This window comes from Noviluteimonas lactosilytica, from assembly GCF_020866925.1.
Taxonomy (GTDB): domain Bacteria; phylum Pseudomonadota; class Gammaproteobacteria; order Xanthomonadales; family Xanthomonadaceae; genus Noviluteimonas; species Noviluteimonas lactosilytica.
The window spans coordinates 239,466-262,552 of the sequence record NZ_JAJGAK010000003.1 but is presented as its reverse complement, the minus strand read 5'-3'; the positions used below and the strand labels follow the sequence as shown (position 1 = coordinate 262,552).

At 66.5% G+C, this 23,087-nt stretch carries 17 protein-coding genes; 11 read left to right on the top strand and 6 right to left on the bottom strand.

The genetic code is table 11. The features are described 5' to 3' along the window. The first annotated feature begins 7 nt into the window (after nucleotides 1-7). Both gcvH and LK996_RS16785 read left to right on the top strand, forming a co-directional pair. A complete protein-coding gene (gcvH, locus tag LK996_RS13165) occupies nucleotides 8-403 on the top strand; it encodes a glycine cleavage system protein GcvH (protein ID WP_230527817.1) in 396 nt (131 codons plus the stop codon). 745 nt (nucleotides 404-1,148) lie between these two features. Beyond that, the gene (locus LK996_RS16785; RefSeq protein WP_230527816.1) at nucleotides 1,149-1,604 is read left to right on the top strand and encodes a hypothetical protein; all 456 of its coding nucleotides are present in this window, start codon (nucleotides 1,149-1,151) and stop codon (nucleotides 1,602-1,604) included. 107 nt (nucleotides 1,605-1,711) lie between these two features. On the opposite strand, the gene LK996_RS13155 is transcribed toward LK996_RS16785, so the two are convergent. Beyond that, nucleotides 1,712-3,148, bottom strand: a complete 1,437-nt coding sequence (locus LK996_RS13155) for a serine hydrolase domain-containing protein (RefSeq protein ID WP_230527815.1) — start codon at nucleotides 3,146-3,148, stop codon at nucleotides 1,712-1,714. A gap of 83 nt (nucleotides 3,149-3,231) precedes the next feature. Here LK996_RS13155 and LK996_RS13150 point away from each other — a divergent pair, with 83 nt between their 5' ends. Together LK996_RS13150 and LK996_RS13145 are read left to right on the top strand one after the other, a co-directional pair. After that, nucleotides 3,232-3,828, top strand: coding sequence for a LemA family protein (locus tag LK996_RS13150; RefSeq protein ID WP_230527814.1), 597 nt, complete (start codon nucleotides 3,232-3,234; stop codon nucleotides 3,826-3,828). An 18-nt stretch (nucleotides 3,829-3,846) separates the two neighbouring features. Next, a complete protein-coding gene (locus LK996_RS13145) occupies nucleotides 3,847-5,754 on the top strand; it encodes a M48 family metallopeptidase (protein ID WP_230527813.1) in 1,908 nt (635 codons plus the stop codon). A 189-nt stretch (nucleotides 5,755-5,943) separates the two neighbouring features. Here LK996_RS13145 and LK996_RS13140 read toward each other — a convergent pair whose 3' ends face one another. After that, on the bottom strand, nucleotides 5,944-7,530 hold the full coding sequence (locus LK996_RS13140) for a GMC family oxidoreductase (RefSeq protein ID WP_230527812.1): 1,587 nt from the start codon (nucleotides 7,528-7,530) through the stop codon (nucleotides 5,944-5,946). Between the two features lie 61 nt (nucleotides 7,531-7,591). On the opposite strand from LK996_RS13140, the gene LK996_RS13135 reads away from it, so the two are divergent. Genes LK996_RS13135 through LK996_RS13125 form a run of 3 tightly spaced genes read left to right on the top strand, consistent with a single transcriptional unit; the run spans nucleotide 7,592 to nucleotide 10,498 of the window. After that, nucleotides 7,592-8,944, top strand: a complete 1,353-nt coding sequence (locus LK996_RS13135) for an NTP/NDP exchange transporter (RefSeq protein WP_425493776.1) — start codon at nucleotides 7,592-7,594, stop codon at nucleotides 8,942-8,944. Next, nucleotides 8,941-10,146 (top strand): NAD-dependent epimerase/dehydratase family protein, encoded by a 1,206-nt coding sequence (locus LK996_RS13130; protein ID WP_230527810.1) that lies wholly within the window; start codon nucleotides 8,941-8,943, stop codon nucleotides 10,144-10,146. The genes LK996_RS13135 and LK996_RS13130 overlap by 4 nt, the downstream gene beginning before the upstream one ends. Nucleotide 10,147: 1 nt before the next feature. Continuing rightward, a complete protein-coding gene (locus LK996_RS13125) occupies nucleotides 10,148-10,498 on the top strand; it encodes a DUF1304 domain-containing protein (RefSeq protein WP_230527809.1) in 351 nt (116 codons plus the stop codon). A gap of 10 nt (nucleotides 10,499-10,508) precedes the next feature. Here the strand turns inward: LK996_RS13125 and LK996_RS13120 are convergent, their stop codons facing one another. Further along, a complete protein-coding gene (locus LK996_RS13120; protein ID WP_230527808.1) occupies nucleotides 10,509-10,970 on the bottom strand; it encodes a hotdog fold domain-containing protein in 462 nt (153 codons plus the stop codon). A gap of 1 nt (nucleotide 10,971) precedes the next feature. Next, entirely contained in the window at nucleotides 10,972-13,446 is a 2,475-nt protein-coding gene (locus LK996_RS13115) for an acyl-CoA dehydrogenase (RefSeq protein ID WP_230527807.1), read from the bottom strand. 185 nt (nucleotides 13,447-13,631) lie between these two features. On the opposite strand from LK996_RS13115, the gene LK996_RS13110 reads away from it, so the two are divergent. The 4 genes from LK996_RS13110 (at nucleotide 13,632) to LK996_RS13095 (ending at nucleotide 21,130) form a co-directional block, all read left to right on the top strand. Further along, on the top strand, nucleotides 13,632-14,219 hold the full coding sequence (locus LK996_RS13110; protein WP_230527806.1) for a TetR/AcrR family transcriptional regulator: 588 nt from the start codon (nucleotides 13,632-13,634) through the stop codon (nucleotides 14,217-14,219). Between the two features lie 63 nt (nucleotides 14,220-14,282). Beyond that, entirely contained in the window at nucleotides 14,283-16,034 is a 1,752-nt protein-coding gene (locus LK996_RS13105) for a phosphoenolpyruvate carboxykinase (GTP) (RefSeq protein WP_230527986.1), read from the top strand. A 453-nt stretch (nucleotides 16,035-16,487) separates the two neighbouring features. Further along, on the top strand, nucleotides 16,488-19,508 hold the full coding sequence (locus LK996_RS13100) for a TonB-dependent receptor (protein WP_230527805.1): 3,021 nt from the start codon (nucleotides 16,488-16,490) through the stop codon (nucleotides 19,506-19,508). A gap of 74 nt (nucleotides 19,509-19,582) precedes the next feature. Beyond that, nucleotides 19,583-21,130, top strand: coding sequence for a tetratricopeptide repeat-containing sulfotransferase family protein (locus LK996_RS13095; protein WP_230527804.1), 1,548 nt, complete (start codon nucleotides 19,583-19,585; stop codon nucleotides 21,128-21,130). Nucleotides 21,131-21,172: 42 nt separating this feature from the next. Here the strand turns inward: LK996_RS13095 and LK996_RS13090 are convergent, their stop codons facing one another. Beyond that, entirely contained in the window at nucleotides 21,173-21,982 is an 810-nt protein-coding gene (locus LK996_RS13090; RefSeq protein WP_425493786.1) for an XOO1806 family protein, read from the bottom strand. Between the two features lie 166 nt (nucleotides 21,983-22,148). After that, nucleotides 22,149-23,072 carry an Hsp33 family molecular chaperone HslO gene (hslO, locus tag LK996_RS13085; protein WP_230527802.1) on the bottom strand — a complete coding sequence of 308 codons (924 nt, stop codon included), beginning with the start codon at nucleotides 23,070-23,072 and terminating at the stop codon, nucleotides 22,149-22,151. Nucleotides 23,073-23,087 lie beyond the last annotated feature (15 nt).

The window sequence follows — 23,087 nt, the reverse complement described above, 5'->3', positions numbered from 1 at the left end:
CCCCCCGATGAACGAGATCCCCGGCGACCTGAAGTTCATGAAGTCCCACGAATGGGCGCGCGTCGAAGGCGACGGCAAAGTCACCATCGGCATTTCCGACCACGCGCAGGGCCTGCTCGGCGACCTGGTGTACGTCGAACTTCCGAACGTCGGCGACCGCGTCGAAGCCGGCAACGCCGTTGCCGTCGTCGAGTCGGTGAAGGCGGCGTCGGACGTGTACACGCCGGTCACCGGCAAGATCGTCGAGGTCAACGCGGCGCTCGCCGACAAGCCGGAAACGATCAACGAAGACGCCTACGGCGATGGCTGGCTGTTCGTCGTCGAAGCCGAAGAACCGGAGCAGCTCAACGAACTCCTCGGTCCCGACGACTACGCCGAACTGCTCGAGGAAGAAGACCACTGAGTCGTTCGCGACAACCTTCGCCGCGCATGTCGCGGCACTTCGATCCGGCCGCCTCGTGCGGCCGGAATCGTTTCGGAAGGCGTCGAAAGTTTGCGCAGTTCGCCTCGAATCGGGTGCTGCGATGCGTCATTGCGAAAAATATTTTCGGGTCGTCGCGCGACCCGCGTTGCCCCTTCGGACACCCGCGACGCGCACCGACGCGACGACGTGCGCGAGATCGCACGCAACGCTTCGCGTTTTTCTTCGAATGCGTAAAACAAGATGTTTTTTGCAACAGTGACATGCGCGATCGACCGATCGATGCACTGTTCGCGACACCGCGCATGACCGTTCGTCGCCCGCCCGCTACCCACTTGCGCCCCTGAGCGCGAGGAAAAAAATCGTAGGGGGTTGTTGACAAAGAAAAAAACCGTAATTAGGTTTCGCCGCAAGCAGCCACCCTGCGGTAGCGAGTGAGTCAATACAACACGACAACGAGCAAGACAAAACGGACCTCCGCCCGGATCTTCATGACGGTGGACGCAGGCTTCGTTTCCCTCGCGAAAACGCAGAAGACCAGAATCAACGAGACCCGCGATGCGTTGCGCCGCGGGTTTTTTATTGCCGCGAGCAGGCTCGCGGCAAGCCGAATCCGTCCCGGCGCGCCTGGCGCGTCGGCGGTTGATCGCGGGTCCGACTCCCGCGATGTCGCTTCGAACTGGGCAGCAGTACTAGCCAAGCAAGTCCACTGACGAGGAGCCATCCCATGGCCATGAAGAAAGCTGCGAAGAAGTCCGCCAAGAAGGCGACGAAGAAGACCGCTCGCAAGGGCGCGAAGAAGGCTGTCCGCAAGGCCGGCGCCAAGAAGGCCGCCAAGAAGACCGCCAAGAAGACCGCCAAGAAGGCTGCGAAGAAGACCGTCCGCAAGTCCGCCGCGAAGAAGACCGCGCGCAAGACTGCGAAGAAGGCCGTCCGCAAGACCGCGAAGAAGGCTGCCAAGAAGACTGCTCGCAAGACTGCCAAGAAGACGGCGCGCAAGGGCGCAGCGAAGAAGACGGCCCGCAAGGCCGCCAAGCGTCCTGCCAAGAAGGCCGCGAAGAAGGCCACCAAGAAGCGCGCTGCCAAGAAGGCCGCCAAGAAGCCGGCAGCGAAGAAAGCCCGCAAGTCGTCGCGCAAGGCGGCCCCGGTGAACATGCCGGCGCCCGTCATGCCGATGATGTAAGAAACCCCGAAGCCGTAATCGAGCCCCATCCCGCGTGCCCAGGCGGGGTGGGGTTTTTTATTGGGCGGGATTCTTTCGGCGAGGCGCGATGCGCGCCTCGCGTGCGATCAACGCGGCGCGGCGGTCGCGGTCGATGCGTCGGCGCCGGCGTCGTCGGTCGGCTGCTGGTTGCGCGAGGCGTACAGGCCTTCGTCGAACGGCGCGACATCGAGCCAGCGCTGCGACGGCATGCCGATCGCGCCGTCGAGGATCGTCGGCAGCAGGCCGGTGGGCAGCGAACTCTCGCTGTTCCAGAGGATCGCGATGCCGACATCGCGTTCCGGCAGCAGCGCCATCATTCCGCGATAGCCCTGCACGGCGCCGGCGTGGAAGACGAGCTGGTGGCCGGAGTAGTCGTACACGCGCCAGCCGAGCGCGTAGCTCGCGGCGTTGAGGCGTGCGCGGCGCCAGGAGCCGCGCATCTCGCCCGGCGTCGACACCAGCGGTGCATGCAGCGTCGCGAGCAGCGGCGCCGACAGCACGTCGGGACGGTGGCCGCCATGCGCGAGCAACCACTGCGCCATGTCGGAGATGCTCGCGTTGACGCCGGCGGCCGGCGCGACGCGGTAGTAGGAAGGCTTGGGCATCAGCGACACCCAGCCGCCGCGGCCGCGCACGTGCGGCTTCGCCCAGCGCGGGCTCGCTTCGATGCCTTCGAGGCCGAGGCTCGCATCGTTCATGCCGAGCGGCTTGAAGATGCGACGTTCGACTTCCTGCGGATAGAACGCGCCGGTCGCCGCGAACACCACGTCGCCGATCAGGCTGAAGGCGATGTTTTGGTAACCGTAGCAGTCGCCCGGCAGGCACTTGGCCGGCGCGTAGGCGAGCTTCTGCGTCAGCGTGCGGTAGTCGACGTTGCCTTCGAGGTCGCGATCGAACGCGTTGTGCGACAGGCCCGTGCGATGGCTCAGCACGTCGGCGACGGTGAGGCGCTGCGTCGCGTATTCGTTCTGCAGGCGGAACTCGGGCAGGTAGTCGTTGACGCGGCTGTCCCAGCGGATCACGCCGTCGTTGACGAGCAGGCCGGTCATCGTGCCCGCGAACGACTTCGACAACGACGCGAGGCGGAACACGGTGTGCGAGTCGATCGGTTCGGCCGCGCGCGTGTCGGTGATGCCGTAGCCGCGCATCGACACGATGCGTCCGTTCTTCACGATCGCCATCGCCATGCCGGGGATGCGCTGGTCGGCGACGAGCTGCTGCGCCATGTCTTCGTACACGCGCACGTCGAAACCGCTGGCGACGGGCGTCGGGTTGGGCACGAGGACGGAAGCGAGTTGCACGCCGGTGGCCGGAACGGCCTGCGCGGGCTTCACCGCAACGGCGGGCACCGATGCGACGGGCGCGCTCGCCGGCGGCGGGGTCTGTGCCGCGGAGCCGACGGCGATGGGAAGCAGGAGGCCGACCAGCGTCGCGCGCCAGGCGCGGTGGCCGGCTACGCGCTGGCCTTGCGGTTCGCCAGAGGCGTCACGCTTCGTTGCACCCCGATCCGTCGCGCCTTTCATCGGGCTTGCCCCCTGCGTATGCTGCGAATTGCTGGCCGATCATAGCGCCAGTTCCGCGCTTTGCATGAACAAGGGGAAGTGTGATGTGGATTTTCCTGATCCTGCTCGCAATTCTGGTCGTGCTGGTGATGTGGGGGGTCGGCATTTTCAACGGGCTGGTCACGGCCCGGAACGCTTACAAGAACGCCTTTGCGCAGATCGACGTGCAGCTGCAGCGCCGATTCGACCTGATCCCCAACCTGGTGGAGACCGTGAAGGGGTACCTCGCCCATGAGCGGGGGACGATGGAGGCGGTCATCGCCGCGCGCGGGGCCGCGATGGCGGGCCTGTCGGCCGCCAAGGCCAGCCCGGGCGACCCGTCGGCGATGGCCGAACTGGGAAGCTCGGAGGGTGCGCTCAATAGTGCGCTGGGCCGCCTGCTCGCGGTGGCCGAGGCCTACCCGGACCTCAAGGCCAACCAGAACATGATGCAGCTCACCGAGGAGCTGACCTCGACCGAAAACAAGGTCGCCTTCGCGCGCCAGGCCTTCAACGATTCGGTGATGGGCTACAACAACAAGCGCGAAGTGTTCCCGTCCTCGATCTTCGCCGGGATGTTCAACTTCCAGCCCGCCGCGTCGCTCGAGATCCCGGCCGCGGAGCAGGCGCAAGTGCGCGCCGCGCCGAAGGTGCAGTTCTGACCTGACGGCAGGGTCCGCATGAACTTCTTCGAACGCCAGGCGGCGGCGCGCCGGAGCTCGTCGCGCCTGGTCGTGCTGTTCGGGCTCGCGGTGCTGGGCATCGTGTTCGCGGTCGACTTCGCCGCGTACCTCGTCTACGGCATCGGCGAAGACCCGTTGCCCGGCGAGCGCGCGGCGCTGTTGTTCACGACGACGGTGCTCACGCTCGGCGTGATCGGGCTCGGTTCGCTGTATCGCATCGCCTCGTTGCGCGGCGGCGGCGAGACCGTCGCGCTGCAACTCGGCGGCGTGCCGGTGTCGGCGGACACGCAGGACTTCAACCTGCGTCGCCTGCGCAACGTCGTCGAGGAAATCGCGATCGCCTCCGGCGTGCCGGTGCCGAAGATCTACGTGCTCGAACACGAAGCGGGCATCAACGCGTTCGCCGCGGGCTACTCGCCGTCGGACGCGGTGGTCGCGGTGACGCGCGGCGCGCTCGACAAACTCAATCGCGACGAATTGCAGGGCGTCGTCGCGCACGAGTTCAGCCACATCCTCAACGGCGACATGCGCCTCAACATCCGCCTGATGGGCGTATTGTTCGGCATCCTGATGATCGGGCTGATCGGACGGAAGATCCTCCTGCACGGCAGCGGGCGGGGCAGGGGCGCGGGCGCGATCCTCGTCGCCGCGCTCGTCGCGATGGTGATCGGCTACATCGGCCTGTTCTTCGGTCGCATGATCAAGGCGGGGCTGAGCCGCGAACGCGAACGCCTCGCCGATGCGTCGGCGGTGCAGTTCACGCGCCAGACCGACGGCCTCGCCGGTGCGCTGAAGAAGATCGGCGGACTCGACGAAGGCGCGCGCCTGGCCGATCGCAACGACGCCGAGGAAGTGAGCCACATGTTGTTCGGCGATGGCGTCGGGTTCTCCGGCCTGTTCGCGACGCATCCGCCGCTGCTCGAACGCATCCAGGCGCTCGAGCCGGGCTTCCGTTCCGAGCAACTCGAAACGCTGCACCGCAAGTGGATGGACGTGCCGCCGAACGGGCTGGAGGAAGACGTGCAACTCGGGCTCGCACCGAAGGGCGCGGGGCGATTGCCTTCGGAGACTACGACCTTCGCGGTGACGCCGCCGATGGTGGTCGCGCAGGTCGCGCATCCGGCGCCCGACGACTACAAGCGCGCCGACGCGATCGTCGGGACGATCCCCGCCGAGGTGCGCGCGCTCGCGCGTCGCCGCGACACGGTGATGCCGCTGCTGCTCGCCCTGCTGCTCGACGACGACAAGCGCCTGCGCACGCTGCAGCGCGAAGAGATCGCCGCGCGCCTCGGTCTTGCGATGGCCGAGGATGCATCGCAACTGCGCGCGCAGCACCTGGCCGACTTGCACGCCGCGCTGCGCCTGCCGCTCGCGTCGATCGCCTTCCCGGAATTGCGCCTGCGCCCGCGCCCGGAACTCGACGTGTTCCTCGATACCGTGGAAGCGGTGGTGCACACCGACGGCCAGGTGTCGCTGTTCGAGTTCTGCCTCGCGCGCCTGCTGCAGGTGCAGGTGCGCGAATCGCTCGATCCTTCGCGCCACGCGCGTTTCGGGCGCACCAAGCTCACCGGCGTGAAGCGTGAAGTCGCGACCTTGCTGTGCGTCGTCGCGCAGTGCGGCCACGACAACGAAGGCGATGCGCGCGCGGCCTATCTCAAGGGCATCGAGCGCGTGTTGCAGCACGACCACTTGCCGTACCTGCCGCGCAAGGAGGGCGTGCTCGCGCTCGACGCGGTGTGGGCGCCGCTCGACGCGCTCGATCCGCTGGCGAAACAGGCGGTCGTCGAAGGCCTCGTCGCGACGATCGGCCACGACAACCAGGTGACGGTGGCGGAAGCGGAACTGCTCCGCACGATCTGTGCGGTGCTGCATTGCCCGCTGCCGCCGATGCTGGAGCGCGCCTAGCAGGAGAGCGGGGGGCGGGAAACGAAGAGCGGGAAACAAGAAGCGGGAAACGGGAACGGCAGATTCGCAACGAGTCTGTTTTCGATGAGCCGAAGATCGCCCTTCGGCTCATCGACAGCCAAAGCGCGACGAGACCTTGTCTCCCGTTTCCCGCTTTTCGTTTCCCTTTTCCCGCTCTGGCTCTGAGCCTCACGCCCCCACGATCAAATCCGCCGCACGCTCGGCGATCATCATCGTCGGCGCGTTGGTGTTGCCGCCGATCAGCGTCGGCATCACGCTCGCGTCGATCACGCGCAGGCCTTCCACGCCGCGCACGCGCAATTGCGGATCGACCACCGACGCCGCGTCGCTGCCCATGCGGCAGGTGCCGACGGGGTGGTAGACGGTTTCCGCCTTCGCGCGGATGAAGGCTTCGAGTCCGCTGTCGTCGAGGTCGTCGCGCGCGGGGAAGATCGGTGCGCCGCGATACGCATCGAATGCGGGCTGGGCGAAGATCGCGCGCGACACCTTCGCGCATTCGAGCATCATGCGCAGGTCGAAGCCTTCCGGATCGGTGAGATAGCGCGCCTCGATGCGCGGCTTCGCACGGGCGTGGTGGCTCGTCAGCGAAACGCGGCCGCGGCTGCGCGGGCGCAGGAAGCACGCGTGGATGGTGTAGCCGTCGCCTTCCAGGCGGTGGCGCCCGTGGTCGTCGAGCATCGCGGGCAGGAAGTGCAACTGGATGTCGGGACGATCGTCGGGTGCGAGCGCTGAACGCAGGAAGCCGCCGGCCTCGGCGATGTTACTGCTGCCCGCGCCGCGGTGGCCGCGCAGGAAGTAGTCGAACGCGACCTTCACGTCGCTCAGGCGGTCGTAGGTGATCGGTTGCGTCGAGTGGCGCAGCGTGCAGATGTCGAGATGGTCCTGCAGGTTCTCGCCGACCTGCGGCGCGTCGTGCACGACCGCGATGTCGTGCTGCCGCAGGTGCGCCGCGGGACCGATGCCCGACAGCATCAGCAACTGCGGCGAATTGATCGCGCCGCCCGACAGCAGCACTTCGCGCGTGCATTCGAAGTGGTACGCCAACCCGCGCGACGCGCAGGTCACGCCGTTCGCGCGACCGTTGGCGAACGTGATGCGCGAAACCGACGAATCGGTCCGCACCACGAGGTTCTTGCGATGCATCACCGGATGCAGGTAGGCGACCGCGGCCGAACAGCGCGCGCCGTTCTTCTGCGTCACCTGGTACAGGCCGACGCCTTCCTGGCGCGGTCCGTTGAAATCGTCGTTGCGCGGATAGCCCGCCTGTTCCGCCGCATCGATGAACACGCGCGACAACGGATTGACATGACGCAGGTCGGACACCGCGAGCGGCCCGAGTTCGCCGTGCAGCGAATCGCGCCCGCGGCGGTTGCCTTCGTTGCGCTTGAAATAGGGCAGCACCGTCGCCCAGTCCCAACCGGTCGCGCCCTGCGCGGCCCAGTCGTCGTAGTCGCGCGCATGGCCGCGGGCGTAGCACATCGCGTTGATCGAACTGGATCCGCCGAGCACCTTGCCGCGCGGCCACCACAGGTTGCGGTTGTCGAGCTCCGGTTCGGGCGCGGTGTCGTAGTCCCAGTTGACGCGCTTCATCCCCGACAGCTTGGCCAGGCCCGCGGGCATGTGGATGAAGGGGTGCCAGTCGCGCGGGCCCGCTTCGAGCAGGAGCACGCGCACCTTCGGGTCCGCGGACAGCCTGTTGGCGAGCACGCAGCCGGCCGAACCCGCGCCGATGATGATGTAGTCGAAAGCGTGCACTTGCGGTCCTGCGAACGGGGAGCGTGTCGATGGTAGCGGTCCGCGCGCGCCATGGGCTAACGTGCCGGCGATGGCTGACCCCACCGACCGCCCCGGCCTGCGCGCCGCACTCGCCGAGTCGCCGCCGTTGTGGTGGTCGATCCTCTATTTCTTCAGCCTGCTCACGGGCTACTACGTGCTGCGCCCGGTGCGCGACGCGATGGGCGCCTCGAGCGACGCGGTCGCGGTGTTCCCGCGCGCGTGGGTGGCGTGGGTGGAAGCGCGCGGCCAGGACATCGGCGACTTCACGCTGCAGGTGCTGTTCACCGGCACGTTCCTGGTGATGCTGGTGCTGCAGCCGTTGTACGGCGCGCTCGTCGCGCGCTTCCCGCGGCGCGTGTTCCTGCCCGCGGTGTACGCGATCTTCATCGCGTGCCTGTTCGCGTTCTTCCTGGCGTTCCACTACCAGGTGGCGGGGCGCGGGATCGTGTTCTTCATCTGGACCGCGGTGTTCAACCTGTTCGCGGTCACGGTGTTCTGGAGCTTCATGGCGGACGTGTTCGACAACGCGCACGCGAAGGGGATTTACGGTTACATCGGCGCGGGCGGCACGGTCGGCGCGCTGGTGGGTCCGACGATCACGCGCGTGTTCGCGGAACGCGTCGGCGTGGCGAATCTCATGCTGGTGTCGATCGGCTTCCTGTGCGTGTGCCTGTTCTGCATCTTCAAGTTGCGTCCGTGGGCGCTCAAGCGCGAACACGAGCGCGGCGAGGCGAGCGGCGAACGCGCGATGGGTGGTTCGGTGTGGGCGGGCCTGCGCCTGGTCGCGCGCGTGCCGCTGATGCGCGCGATGGCGATGCTGATGTTCTTCGGCGTGGGCGTGGGCACGCTGCTGTACAACGAGCAGGCGAAGATCGTCCGCAACGCCTTCGGTGCGGATGCGGCGGGCGCGACGACGTACTTCGCGAACATCGACCTCGCGATCAACCTGTTCGCGATCACGCTGCAGTTGTTCGTCACGCGCTGGTTGCTGCGACGCTTCGGCGTCGGGCCCGCGCTGCTGATCCCCGGTTTCGCGGTGCTGCTCGGCTTCTGCATGCTGGCGGCCTCGCCGTTCCCGATGCTGGTGGCGGCGGTGCAGGTGGCCACGCGCGGCGGCGAATTCGGCCTGGGCAAGCCCGGCCGCGAGACGATCTACACGCGCGTCGAACGTGAATGGCGCTACAAGGCCAAGGCCGCGATCGACACCTTCGTCTATCGCACCGGCGACGTCACGTTCGTCTGGCTGCACAAGGCGCTGGCCCTGTTCGGGTCCCAGGTCGTGTTCCTCGCGGGCGTCTTCATCGCGGGCATGTTCACTCTCGGCGCATGGCGCGTCGTGCGCCTGCAAGGCACACTCCCGGGCGCATCGAAACCAGGAGACACGCGTCCATGACGACCCGCCGCGATTTCCTCGCAGCCACGCTCGCCGCCGCCAGCCTTGCCGCGCTGCCCGCAAGCGCCGCGCGCAGGCAACGCAAACCCGTCGAACGCAAGCCGGGGGATCCGATGTCGATCCTGGTATTGGGCGGGACCGGGTTCCTCGGTCCGCATTTCGTCGAAGCCGCGCGTGCGAAGGGCCACAAGCTGACGTTGTTCAATCGCGGCAAGACCAACCCGGAACGTTTCGCGGGCGATCAGTTCGACGACATCGAACAACTGCAGGGCGATCGCAAGACCGACCTGCGCGCGCTGGAGGGCCGCCGCAAGTGGGACGCGGTGCTCGACACCTCCGCCTACATTCCCGCCGACGTCACGCGATCGACGAAGCTGCTCGCCGACCGCGTCGGCCAGTACCTGCTGGTGTCGACCATTTCGGTCTACGCGAAGATGGACATGCCGGGCCAGGACGAGACGGCGCCGCTCATCGCGCTCGCGAATCCGAACGTCACCGAAGTCACCGGCGACACCTACGGCGGCCTGAAGGCGCTGTGCGAGAAGGCGGCGGAAGCGCAGATGCCGGGCAAGGTGACGGTGGTGCGCCCCGGTTTGATCGTCGGCCCCGGCGACAACACCGATCGCTTCACCTACTGGCCCGCGCGCGCCGATCGCGGCGGCGAGATCCTCGCGCCCGGCAGCGCGGTGGATCCGACGCAGTTCATCGACGTGCGCGACCTCGCGGCGTTCCTGCTGCACCTGCTCGACATGCGCAGCTTCGGCACGTTCAACGCCGACGCGCCCGCGGGCAAGCTGACGATGGGCGAGCTGCTCGCGGCGAGCCAGCGCGCGGCGGGCAAGACATCGACCGTGACGTGGGTGCCCGCGGATTTCCTCGAGAAGCACCAGGTGTCGGCGTGGCAGGACATGCCGGTGTGGATTCCGCCGACCGGCGAATACGCGGGCTTCGGGCGCGTGAGCAGCACCAAGGCGCAGGCCGCTGGGCTGACCTATCGACCGCTCGACGTCACCGCTGCGGACACGCTCGCGTACTGGCGTGCGCTGCCTGCCGATCGTCGCGCGAATCCGAAGGCCGGCCTGTCGATGGTGCGCGAAGCCGAAGTGCTGCAGGCCTGGCACAAGTCGCTCGAACCGCCGAAGCCGAAGAAGGCGCCGGCGAAGAAGAAGTCCACTTCGAAGAAGAAGAAAAAGAAGCGCTGACATGTCCAACGCCGCCATCGTCGTCGTCGCACTGGTCGCCTTGTTGCACGCGTGGTTCCTCGTGCTCGAGATGTTCCTGTGGACGAAGCCGATCGGCATGCGCACGTTCAAGCTCACGCCGGAGTTCGCGGAGCGCTCGCGCACGCTGGCGGCGAACCAGGGCCTGTACAACGGCTTCCTCGCGGCGGGGCTGGTCTACGGGCTCTGCATGCACTCGCGCGAGATCGTGCTGCTGTTCCTCGCGTTCGTGATCATCGCCGGCGCATACGGCGCACTGACGGTGAACAAGCGCATCTTCTTCATCCAGGCACTGCCGGCCATCGCCGCCATGATGCTGGTGAGCTGGGGTTGAGTCGCGTGCGCTAACGCTTCGGCGCCACCCACATCGCGATGCGCGCGCGGAACACCGGCGCATCGGACGGATCGGTGACGATCACGGTGACCGGAAGTTCGTAGCCCTGCGTCGATTCGCGCGGCGCGATGTCGGGCGTGGCGACGGCGCGCATCGTGCCGTTCGCCTTGCCGAGATATTCGACCTGCATGCCCTTGGGGATCCAGCGCATCGACGCGGGGATCGAGGCGTCGGTCATCAATCCGCCGGCGAACTCGGCGAGGTTGCACAGCGCGATCGCGTGCACCGTGCCGATGTGGTTGGTGACGCGGCGGCGGTGCGCGATCGACGCTTCGCACCGCCCCGGTTCCAGCACCGCGATGCGCGGCGCGATGCTGGCGAAATACGGCGCGCGCCAGCACACGGCGCGCGCGAATATCCAGTGACCGCCGGGCCAGCGCGTGATCCGGCGGTAGAGCGCGAGCACCGACACGTTACGCGGCGAAGCGCGAGTGGTCGGCGCCGTGTTCGCGCTCGTAGGCGGCCGAGCGCAGTTCCCACGCTTCGAAGTCGTCGACGGTGATCGCGTCGAGCGTCATCGCGCGCAGTTCCTCGAGCTGCTTGCGTTCGTCGGCGGTGATCCAGCCTTCGCGCACGCCTTCGTCGAGCTGCGATGCGAAGTCGAGCGCTTCGATGTCGCTGTTCTTGAGCGCCTTGAGGAACTTGCGTTCCACCGGCTCGGCGAGGATCACCTTCGGCAGGTAGCTGTCGATGCGGCCGGCGGGGTTGTTCGGCGTCGGCGCGGTGAACACGCCGTCGGCCAGGCGCTGGCGCGCATCGCACGGCGTCATCAGCAGCGAGGCGGCGCGATGGCCGAGGCGATCGCTCGGCGCCTGCGCGCGGCGGCCCCACGGGAAGATCAACGCCCACAGCAACCAGCCGACCGGACGGATCGGGAAGTTGCGCAGCGCACCCGACAACGCGCTCTCGATCTTGTTGACCGAATCGTGCACGGCCCACGCGAGCAGCGGCTGGTCGCCGACCGGGCGGCCTTCGTCCTCGTAACGCTTGAGCATGCTGCTGCAGATGTACAACTGCGACAGCACGTCGCCGAGGCGGCCCGACAGCGATTCCTTGAACTTGAGCTTGCCGCCGAGCAGCAGCATCGAGGTGTCGGCCATCAGCGCGAGGTTCGCCGAGTAGCGATTGAGCTTGCGATAGAAGCGACGCGTGTAGTCGTCGCCGGGCGCGGCGCCGATCTTCGAAGCGCTCAGGCCGAACCACAGGCTGCGCACCGCGTTGGAGATCGCGAAGCCGATGTGGCCGAACAGCGCGTCGTCGAACCTGTCGATGCGCTCGACCGGATCGGCCAGCTGCGCCGACTTCATTTCCTTCATCACCCACGGATGGCACAGGATCGCGCCCTGGCCGAAGATCATCAGCGAGCGCGTCATGATGTTCGCGCCTTCCACCGTGATGCTGATCGGCGTGGCCTGCCACGCGCGGCCGAGGTAGTTGCGCGGGCCGAGGATGATGCCCTTGCCGCCGTGCACGTCCATCGCATCGATGACGACGTCGCGGCCCATCTGCGTGCAGTGGTACTTCGCGATCGTCGAAGGCACCGCGGGGTTTTCGCCGCGCGCGACCGCGGCCGCGGTGGCCTGCGAGAGCGCGCTGATCGCATACGCGCGACCGGCGATGCGGGCGAGCGCTTCCTCGACGCCTTCGAAGCGACCGACCGACAAGCCGAACTGCTTGCGGATGCGCGCATACGCACCGGTGACGACGGCCGCGAGCTTCGCGCCGCCGCTCGCGGTGGAGGGCAGGGTGATCGAGCGGCCGATCGACAGGCACTCCATCAGCATCTGCCAGCCCTTGCCCGCGTAGTCCTCGCCGCCGATCAGCTGCGAGAGCGGCACGAACACATCCTTGCCGTGGATCGGGCCGTTCTGGAACGGCGAGTTCAACGGGAAGTGGCGACGACCGATTTCGAGCCCGGGCGTTTCGCGCGGCACGAGCGCGAGCGAAATGCCGATGTCGCGCTTGTCGCCGAGCAGGCCTTCGGGGTCGTACATGCGGAACGCGACGCCGATCAGCGTGGCGACCGGGGCCAGCGTGATGTAGCGCTTGTTGAGCGTGAGGCGCACGCCGAGGACGTTGGCGCCGTTCCATTCGCCCATCGACACGATGCCGAAGTCGGGGATCGACGTGGCATCCGAACCGGCGAAGGGACCGGTCAGCGCGAAGCACGGCACTTCGCGGCCGTCGGCCAGGCGCGGCAGGTATTCGCGCTTCTGTTCCTCGGTGCCGTAGTGCATCAGCAGTTCGGCGGGGCCGAGCGAGTTCGGCACGCCGACGGTCGACGACACGACCGCGGAGATCGAGGCGAGCTTCTGGATGACCTTGTGGTTCATCAGCGCCGAGAAGCCGAGGCCGCCGTATTCCTTCGGGATGTTGAGGCCGAAGAACTTGTGCTTCTTGACGTACTCCCACATCTCCGGCGGCAGGTCCGCGCGCACGTGGGTGATGTCCCAATCGTTGGTCATGCGGCACAACTCTTCGCACGGACCATCGAGGAACGCCTGTTCTTCCGCGCTGAGCTGCGGCTTGGGCAGCGAGAGCAACTGGTCCCAATCGGGCTTGCCGGAGAACAGTTCGCCTTCGAAGCCGACCGTGCCCGCCTCGAGCGCGGTGCGCTCGGTGTCGGACAGCGGGGGCAGGATCTTCGTGTAGAAGCCGAGCAGGGGCGTCGTGATGCGCGCCTTGCGGAACGAGGGCACGAGCAGCGGGATCGCGATCAGCGCAACCACCAGGGCGGCGACGATCGTCGCGACGCCGTTCGCGCCGAACAGCCAGGCGACGACCAGCAGGGTCGCGGTCACCGCGGCCCAGTAGGCAAGCCGCATGCGGTGATAAGACGCGACACCGCCCGCGAGCAACAACAGGAGGAAGGGGACCACGATGCTCATCTGCGCCTCCGGCGAACGCATGGCGCTCGCACGTATTGGTTGATTCGAACGGTGCCCGGAGGCACCATACGTCAAAGTATGGTCAGCGCTTCCAAGCGCTGTCAACGCGCCCGCAGGTCAACAGTCTGTCGCCCTCAGCGGAGCGCATACTCGGACGAATGGAACCGTACGGTAAACTGCGCGCCATGACCGAAACCGCCGCCCGCAACGAACGCACCGCGCGCCTCAGTGCAGAAGATTGGGCGCAGGCGGCCCTGGACCAGATCGCGGAACAGGGCGTCGCCTCCGTCGCCGTCGAACCCCTGGCCCGACGCCTCGGCGTCACCAAGGGCAGCTTCTACTGGCATTTCCCGTCGCGCGAAGCACTGCTGGTCGCCGCGCTGGAGCGCTGGGAGAAGGTCGAGCAGGAGACCGTGTTCGGCTCGCTCGAACCCATCCCCGATCCCCGAGAACGCCTGCGCAAGCTGTTCCAGCTGGTCGCGCACGAAGCGAAGTCGCACATCATTTATTCCGAGTTGCTGAAGGCGATGGATCATCCGGCCGTACAGCCGGTGATCGTGCGCGTGTCCGAGCGACGCCTCGATTACCTCACCGCATCGTTCCGCCAGGCCGGCCTGTCGCGCACGGATGCACAGCATCGCGCGCGCCTTCTGTATTCGGCCTACGTCGGCTTCCTGCAACTCAACCTGCAGCTGCACCAGATGAACATGCAGCACGACGAGTTCGAAGCCTACGTCGAGCACATGATGTCGACCCTCATCCCCCAGGCCTGACACAGGATCGCCATGGCCGCGCAGCTTGATTCCCCCAATTCCCTTGAAGTCGAGAACACCGCAATGGGCAGCCAGTTGGATGCGTTGAACCAGTGGGTCATGGACATGGCACGGCTGACGCAGCCGGACCGCATCCACTGGTGCGACGGCAGCGACAGCGAGTTCGCCGAACTCGTGAAGCAGATGGAAGCCGACGGCACGTTGTTGCCGCTCAATTCCGAAACCCACCCGAACAGCTGGCTGCATCGCTCGCACCCGGACGACGTGGCGCGCGTGGAGCACCTCACGTTCGTGTGCACGAGCGAGCGCGAAGACGCCGGCCCGAACAACCACTGGATGGCGCCGGCCGACGCGCACGCGAAGATGGACGCGTTGTTCGCCGGTTGCATGCGCGGCCGCACGATGTACGTCATCCCGTACTGCATGGGCCCGATCGATTCGCCGCTCGCGCGTTGCGGCGTGGAAATCACCGACTCGCCGTACGTCGTGGCGAACATGCGCATCATGACGCGCATGGGCGCGGCGGCGCTCGCGCGCATCGAACGCGAGAAGCAGTTCGTGCGCGGCCTGCATTCGATCGGCGAACTCGATCCGGAACGCCGCTTCATCATGCATTTCCCGGAAGAGCTGACGATCAAGTCGTTCGGTTCGGGCTATGGCGGCAACGCGCTGCTCGGCAAGAAGTGCCATGCGTTGCGCATCGCCTCGCATCAGGCGCGCAAGGAAGGCTGGCTCGCCGAGCACATGCTGATCCTCGGCGTCGAAAACCCGAAGGGCGAAACGCATTACATCGCCGCGGCGTTCCCGTCGGCGTGCGGCAAGACCAACCTCGCGATGCTGATTCCGCCGGAAGGCTATCGCCGCGAAGGCTGGAAGGTGTGGACCGTCGGCGACGACATCTGCTGGATGCGCCCGGGCGCCGATGGCCGCATGTATGCGATCAACCCGGAAGCCGGTTTCTTCGGCGTCGCGCCCGGCACGTCCGCGAAGTCGAATCCGAATGCGCTCGCGTCGATCCAGCACGACACCATCTTCACCAATGTCGGCCTGACCGAAGACGGCCAGCCGTGGTGGGAGGGCCTCGACGACCGCAAGCCCGCCATTGATTGGCGTGGAAATGCATACGATTTCAATGCGCCCGCGGCGCATCCGAATTCGCGTTTCACCGTGTCCGCGCGGCAGTGCCCGAGCTGGTCGCCGAAGGCGGAAGACGCGCAGGGCGTGCCGATTTCCGCGATCGTGTTCGGCGGTCGCCGCGCGTCGCTCGTGCCGCTCGTGTTCGAAGCGCGCGACTGGACGCACGGCGTGCTCGTGGGCGCGGCGATGGGTTCGGAAACGACCGCGGCGGCGACCGGCGCGGTCGGCGTGATGCGTCGCGACCCGATGGCGATGAAGCCGTTCTGCGGCTACAACTTCGCCGACTACTTCGCGCACTGGCTGTCGTTCGACAAGCCCGGTGCGCAGTTGCCGAAGGTCTTCCACGTCAACTGGTTCCGCAAGGGCGACGACGGCAAGTTCCTGTGGCCGGGCTTCGGCGAGAACCTGCGCGTGCTCGAGTGGATGATCGGTCGCGTCGAAGGCAGCGCCTCGGCGACCGAAACGCCGATCGGCGCATTGCCGAAGGTCGAGGACATCCGGATGGAAGGCGTGACCCTGTCCGACGAAGCGCGTCGCGTGCTGTTCCACTTCGATCGCGCTGGCTGGCAGGCGGAGATCGACAGCCTCGAAGGCTTCCTGGGCGAGTTCGGCGACCGCGTGCCCGATGCGCTCAAGCAGGAGCAGGGGCGGATCGCGAAGGAACTCCGCGCCGGCTGATCCTTCCGGGCTCCCTGCGAGCCTCGCCGTACCAACGAAACGGGCCCTCGCGGGCCCGTTTTCGTTTCCGGTTTCGCGGAACCCGCTTTCCTAAATAGCGGTGTCCTAACGAATCGCACGATTTCTGCTGCGCCGCAGCAAATTTTGCACGTCAAGTGCATCCGCGCACGTATGTTTCAAAAAACGATTTCTTTCAATCACATAGAAGATGGATCGAGGCATCGCCAACTGCCGTTCGGCGGCAAGTTGAGAAACGGCTCGATTAGATTCGAGAAGGGTCTTGTTAAGGATTTGTTGCCGATCTATAGTCGGCCGGTCATGCCATTAACGGCTTTGACGTACATGGTCCATCCGTCCCTATGGGGGTTCAAAAAAATGGCTTCTAAGCAATTCGCCAAAGGCCTGAAGCGAAGCGCGCTGACCGTTGCTCTCGGTCTGTGCTTCGTGGGCGGCGTGCAGGCTCAGACCAACACCGCGGGTGCGGTGACCGGTCAGGCCGCGTCCGGTGACACGATCACCATCACCAATCCGTCGACCGGCTTCTCGCGCACGATCACCGTGGGCGCCGACGGTTCCTACCGCTTCTCGCAGCTGCCGACTGGTCAGTACCAGATCTCGCGCAACAACGGCTCGCCGCGCAACGTGACGGTCAATGTCGGCACCGCCGCCAACATCGACTTCGTTTCGCAGACCGCCGCCGGTCCGCAGGAACTCGGCACGGTTGAAGTCGTCGGTACCGGTGCGATCAACCCGATCGACGTCTCGTCGGTCGAGTCGACCACGATCCTGACGGCCGAACAGATCAACAAGATCCCGGTCTCGCGCGACACGACCAACGTGGCCCTGCTGGCCCCGGGTACCGTCCGCGGCGACGCGGCGTTCGGTAACCTGGCTTCGTTCGGCGGCGCGTCCGTTGCCGAAAACCAGTACTTCTTCAACGGCTTCAACATCACCAACACCTTCCAGAACCTCAACTTCGTGCAGGTGCCGTTCGAAGGCATCGCCGAACAGCAGGTCAAGACGGGTGGTTACGGTGCGGAATTCGGTCGTTCGACCGGCGGCGTGATCAACCAGATCTCGAAGCGCGGTTCGAATGAGTTCCACGCCGGTGGCAACATCTTCTGGCAGCCGGAAGAACTGGACGAGTCGAACCCGAACCAGTTCAACAACCTCGGCACGCTGATCGCCGACAACTCGCAGCAGAAAGACTATGAAATGCGTGCCGCCGTGTGGGCTTCGGGCGCGCTGATCAAGGACAAGCTGTTCCTGTATGGCCTGTACGAATACGGCCACACGGGCGCGCGCCTCGACCCCACCGTCGGTGGCGGCTCGAGCACGCAGGCCAAGTCCGACGAGCCGAAGTGGCTGTTGAAGGCGGACTGGAACATCAACGACAGCAACATCCTCGAATTCACCGCGCTGTCCGACAAGCGTGAGTTCGAAACCGCGTACTACCGCGTCGAGCCGTACGAAACCGACGCCACGCGTGGTTACTACCAGGGCACGGCGTTCGACAACTTCGGTGGCGAAAGCTACATCCTGAAGTACACGGGCTACCTGACCGACACCTTCACCCTGTCGGTGCTCGCCGGTACCGGTGAGTCGGCTCGCGAAAACTGGTCGGTCTCGGCCAACGGCCTGATGAACTCGTACCAGGGTGCGGTCGGCCAGGGCGCTTCGGGCTGCCCGGTCATCGTCGACGCGCGCGCTGCGGCCATCAACGGCCTCATCCCGTCGCGCGTTGGTTGCGAACTCGCACAGTTCCTCGGCCGTCCGGACGCGAAGGACTCGCGTGACCAGTTCCGTATCGACGCCGAATGGCAGCTGGGCGACCACCTGATCCGTGGTGGTGTCGATATCGACAACTACGAGTCGGTCGCCGGTGAGTCGTACTCGGGCGGCATCGTGTGGCGCTATGGCCGTTACCAGGTTGACCTGAACGGCAACGGCGACCCGAGCGATGATCCGTCGCTGGCCGACGGCATCGTGCGCAAGCGCGTGTTCCAGTCGGGCGCGACCGTGCAGGTCGACCAGACCGCGTTCTACATCGAAGACAGCTGGAACATCACCGACAACTTCGTCGCGTACCTCGGCCTGCGCTGGGATACCTTCGAAAACAAGAACGGCGTGGGCGAGACCTACGCGAAGATCGACAACCAGTTCGCCCCGCGCCTCGGCTTCTCGTGGGACGTCTTCGGTGACTCGACGTTCAAGGTGTTCGCCAACGCCGGTCGTTACGCGCTGCCGCTCACCGGCAACGTGGCCGTCCGCGGTGCTTCGGCCTCGCTGTTCTCGGAAGAGTTCTACACCTTCACGGGCGTGGATCCCTCGACGGGCGCACCGACCGGCATCGAGCTGGTCGACAACCCGAACAACGGTCGTGCGATCCGCTACCTGAACAACGAGTTCGGCGTCGGCAAGGACCCGAACACGATCGCCTCGCAGAACCTCGAGCCGATGTACCAGGACGAGTACATCCTGGGCTTCCAGAAGCAGCTCACGGATAACTTCTCCATGGGCGTTCGCGGTATCTACCGCGACCTGAAGCGCGCGATCGACGACCAGTGCGATTACCGTCCGATCCTCGCGTGGGCGGAAGAGAACGGCTTCACGTTCAACCCGGACACCGGCGGCTTCCAGGAACCGGATCCGGCGAACCCGACCGACGTTGCCGTTTACAACGCCGGCTTCCCGTTCTGCCGCCTCTACAACCCGGGCTCCGACGGCATCTTCCAGATGGACGTCAACGGCGACGGCGTGCTCGAGACGATTCCGATTCCGGCCGACGTCCTCGGTCCGGAAGCCAAGCGCAAGTACACCGCGCTGGAAATCTTCTGGCAGGGTGACTGGGACAAGTTCTTCATCCAGGGTTCGTACACCTACGCTCGCTCGATCGGTAACACCGAAGGCGGCGTGAAGTCGGACATCGGCCAGGACGACACCGGCACGACGCAGGACTTCGACTACCCCGAACTCGCCATCGGTTCGTACGGCTACCTGCCGAACGATCGTCGCCACAGCCTGAAGCTCTTCGGTAACTACGAGCTGACGGACGAGTGGTCGGTCGGTGCGAACATGCTGGTGCAGTCGGGCCGTCCGATTAACTGCTTCGGCTTCCTCGGTGGCTCGGCCACGTCGCACTACGCGAACTCGTACTTCTCGTGCGATCCGGGTCCGGTCGGTATCCCGGGTGACGGTTCGGGCAACAACGGCACGACCGTTGTGCCGCGTGGTACCTCGGGCCGCCTGCCGTGGACGACCACCCTCGACCTGAACGTCGCGTACGCTCCGGCTTGGATGGAAGGCCTGCAGTTCAAGGTCGACGTGTTCAACGTGCTCAACAGCCGCGACGCCGTCACGGTCAACGAGTTCGGCGAAGACGGTGCGGGTAACCCGCAGCCGGAGGTCTACCAGGCCGCCACGGGCTGGCAGGAACCGCGTTCGGTCCGCTTCATGGTCCAGTACGACTTCTAAGATCCTTTAGAAGCAACGCGACAAGAGAGCGGCCGCCTTCGGGCGGCCGCTTTTTTTCTGCAACAATCCACGCGATGAAATCCGCGACGAACGAACTGCTTCGCCAGGCCGAAGCGCACGCATCCCGCCGCGACTGGGTGCAGGCGCGCAATGCGCTCGAAAGCGCGCTGGTCGCCGATCCGGCCAATGCGACGGTGCACCTGCAGTTGTCGTACATCGAATCGCTCGCGGGCCGTTACCGCGCCTCGCGCGCGCATGCGCTCGCCGCGCACGAGTCGAAGCCGCGCGACGCCGACACGTTGCGCGAACTCATGGCCCGCCTGCGCACGTTCAACGAAGCGCAGGCGCTGCACGACCTGCTCGCGCGCCTGGGCCCGCCTGCGCAGCTGCCGATCCCGCTGCTGATCGTCGCCGCCGCGCAACTGAGCTACCTCAACGAACAAGACGCGGCGCTGCGCTATCTCGACGAAGCGGTGCGCGGCGATCCGCGCTATCCGCCGACCTTGCTCGCGCGCGGGCAGGTGCTGACCTATCTCGGCCGCTTCGACGATGCCGCGAAGGACCTGGAAGCGTGCATCGCACGCGCGCCGGAAATCGCGCAGGCGCACTGGTTCCTCTCGCGGTTGAAGAAGCAGAAGCCGAACGCCAACCACGTCGACCGTCTGCGCCGGATGCTCTCCACCGGCCAGCGCAGGCCCGACGAGGTCGCGTTGCTGGCCTTCGCGCTGCACAAGGAACTCGACGATCTCGGCGACCACGTCGGCGCGTGGAATGCGCTGGTGCACGCATGCAATGCCAAGCGCTCGACGCTCGATTACCAGCCTGCGCAAACGCACGCGTTGATCGACGCGCTCATCGCGATGCCGGTCGAAGCGCCCGTGGCGCCGATCGCCGATACGCGCACGCCGATCTTCATCGTCGGCATGCACCGATCGGGCACGACGCTGCTCGAACAGCTGCTCGACGGTCACTCGCAGGTGCACGGCGTCGGCGAGTTGTACGACTTCACCAGCCGCATGCGCTACGCGACCGACCACCATTGCCGCGGCGTGATCGACACGACGATCGTGCAGCTCGCATCGCAGGCCGATTTCGCCGAAGTGGGCGCGGGCTATCTCGCGGGCATGGAATGGCGGCTGCGCGGCGAGCGCTGCTTCACCGACAAGCTGCCGTCGAATTTCCTCAACATCGGTTTCATCTGTCGCGCGCTGCCGCAGGCGAAGATCCTGCACATGGTGCGCGACCCGGTGGAGACATGCTTCTCCAACCTGCGCGAGCTGTTCTCCGACGCGAACCCGTATTCGTACGACCCGCTCGAGCTCGCCGACTACTACCGCCAGTACGAACGCCTCATGGCGCATTGGCGCGCGGCGTATCCGGATCGCATCCTCGATGTCGACTACGCGGAGCTGACGCGCGATACGGAAAACGTGCTGCGTCGCGTCGCGACGTTCTGCGGGCTGGAGTTCGAACCGCGCATGCTCGAACTCGCCTCGCGCGAACGCGGCGTGGCGACCGCGAGCGCAGTGCAGGTGCGCGAAGGCGTGGTGGCGCGCGAAGTCCCGAAGTGGGCGCCGTACGCGGAGCCGCTCAAGCCGATGATCGAAGCGTTGCAGCGCTGACGCGGCTGCGGGCGGAACGTTGTCCGGAAGTTGCGTCGGACCTTACAGGTCCTGCTCGTAGCGCACGTACGGCACGGTGCCGTCGTCTTCGCCCGCGGGCAGCGCGAAGGGGTTCTTGCCGCGGGTCACCACGTTTTCCGCGCCGACCGTGAGCTGGCCGCTCCACGGCGTGCGCCAGGTGAAACCGACGCCGAGGTTCTGGTAGTTGCCGGCTTCGCCCGGCACGTCGATGACGCGACCGATGATGTTGCCGCTGAAGGCGCCGTAGCCGCCACCGAGGCTGAAGCTGCGGGTGTTCCAGCGATCGGCGAGTTCCGGCACGTCCGCCGCCGACACCAGGCGCGCTTTCGCGACCGTGCCGCCGATGGTGATGAAGGCTTCGCGGCCGATGTTCTTCTGGCCGAACACGGTGACGTCGTGCTGTTCGACCTTCGAACGTGCATTCGGGCTCAGCCACGCAGGCAGCGTTTCCTGCCCGGTGCCGAGACTCAGGCCCACGCGGCCGCCATCGCGGCTGAAGGCGGTGGTCGCGTTGAAGTGGCGGCTGTCGGTCGACGACTGGTCATCGAGCGACGCGAGCAGGCAGTGGCCGGCGAGGTTGGCGATCGCACTCGACACGCCGGTCTTGCGATCGCACAGCAGGCCGAGTTCGTCGCCGGCGTTGAGGCCGAAGGCCAGGTCGAGCGCACCTTCGCTGAAGGGCTTGCGCACGCCGACCGAGGTTTGCGTTGGCTCGAGCAGCAGCACCGCTTCGACCTTGCCGCTCGCCTGGTTCCAGACCGGAAGCTCCACCGTGCCGTCCGCGTTGCGCGTCTGCGCATGCGCGGCCGTGCCGATCGCGAGGGCGATCAAGGCGAGGCAGAAGCGCTGGCGAAGCGAGCGTTGCATGGCGGCTTTGTTGACCCGGCAGACCGGTCCAAGTTCCTGAGGCGGCTTTGCGGGAATCCTATTCCGTTTATGTTTATTTAACAATCATCCTGAGGCAAAAAAGACCCCCGGACCGGGCAATCCATCCCGTTTACTGCATGCGCTCGGGAGCCGGCATGGCGGCCGTCGACCCGGGGGCGAAAAGGCCCGCGATGTCGGCCGGCGTGAAATCGTAGCCCTGCCCACAAAACTCGCAACGCACCCGGGCAACGTCATCGGCCAGCGCCGCTTCGGCCTCTTCCTGGCCGAGCGACTGGAGCATCGCCTCGACCCGTTCCCGCGAGCAGGAGCAGCCGAACTGCAACGGCTTGTCGGCCAGCAATTCCGGCGATTCCTCGTGGAACAGGCGGTGGACCAGCGTGCCGCGCGGCAGGTCGAGCAGCTCCTCGGGCGTGAGGGTTTCGAAGAGCGCGCAGGCCCGGGTCCAGCCGTCCGCGTCGCCGCCGTCGCCGGGGAGCTTCTGCAACATCAGGCCGGCGGCGCGGTCGCCGTCCGCCGCCAGCAGGAGGCGGGTCGGCAGCTGCTCGGACTGCACGAAGTAGTGCTCGAACGCGGTGCGAAGGTTGCCGCCTTCCAGCGGCACGAGGCCCTGGTAGCGCTGCGGATCGCGGCCGTGCGGCGACGGGTTCTCGATCGTGATGGCCAGGATCGGATCGGGTCCGAGATCGGCCAGGCCCTGCGGCGCGGGCATGTCCTCGGCGAGCTGGGCGATGCCGCGCAGCGTCCCGGCCGCCGTGCATTCGGCGAACAGCGTGCGCAGCGCACCGCGCCCGCGCAGCTGCACGGACAGCCGGCCGTCGACCTTCGCATGGCCGGTGAACAGCGCCGCGGCGGCGACCGCTTCGCCCAGCAGGCGCGCGATGCCTTCCGGATACTCGGCCCGCGAGCGGATCTGGCGCCAGGTTTCGTCGAGGTGCACGCGAACGCCGCGCACGCCCGCTTCGGGCAGCAGGAAGCGCGTCAGGCGGTCGTCGTGGCCGGTGGCGGAAGCGTCGGGCATGGTCGTCGTGGTCATCATGATCGTGGTGGG

Coding starts and splice junctions, on each gene's coding strand:
- LK996_RS13145 (WP_230527813.1), top strand. CDS start 3,847: ATGAACTTCTTCGAACGCCAGGCGGCGGCGCGCCGGAGCTCGTCGCGC.
- LK996_RS13125 (WP_230527809.1), top strand. CDS start 10,148: ATGTCCAACGCCGCCATCGTCGTCGTCGCACTGGTCGCCTTGTTGCAC.
- LK996_RS16785 (WP_230527816.1), top strand. CDS start 1,149: ATGGCCATGAAGAAAGCTGCGAAGAAGTCCGCCAAGAAGGCGACGAAG.
- LK996_RS13150 (WP_230527814.1), top strand. CDS start 3,232: ATGTGGATTTTCCTGATCCTGCTCGCAATTCTGGTCGTGCTGGTGATG.
- LK996_RS13095 (WP_230527804.1), top strand. CDS start 19,583: ATGAAATCCGCGACGAACGAACTGCTTCGCCAGGCCGAAGCGCACGCA.
- LK996_RS13105 (WP_230527986.1), top strand. CDS start 14,283: ATGGGCAGCCAGTTGGATGCGTTGAACCAGTGGGTCATGGACATGGCA.
- gcvH (WP_230527817.1), top strand. CDS start 8: ATGAACGAGATCCCCGGCGACCTGAAGTTCATGAAGTCCCACGAATGG.
- LK996_RS13155 (WP_230527815.1), bottom strand. CDS start 3,148: ATGAAAGGCGCGACGGATCGGGGTGCAACGAAGCGTGACGCCTCTGGC.
- LK996_RS13110 (WP_230527806.1), top strand. CDS start 13,632: ATGACCGAAACCGCCGCCCGCAACGAACGCACCGCGCGCCTCAGTGCA.
- hslO (WP_230527802.1), bottom strand. CDS start 23,072: ATGACCACGACGACCATGCCCGACGCTTCCGCCACCGGCCACGACGAC.
- LK996_RS13130 (WP_230527810.1), top strand. CDS start 8,941: ATGACGACCCGCCGCGATTTCCTCGCAGCCACGCTCGCCGCCGCCAGC.
- LK996_RS13115 (WP_230527807.1), bottom strand. CDS start 13,446: ATGAGCATCGTGGTCCCCTTCCTCCTGTTGTTGCTCGCGGGCGGTGTC.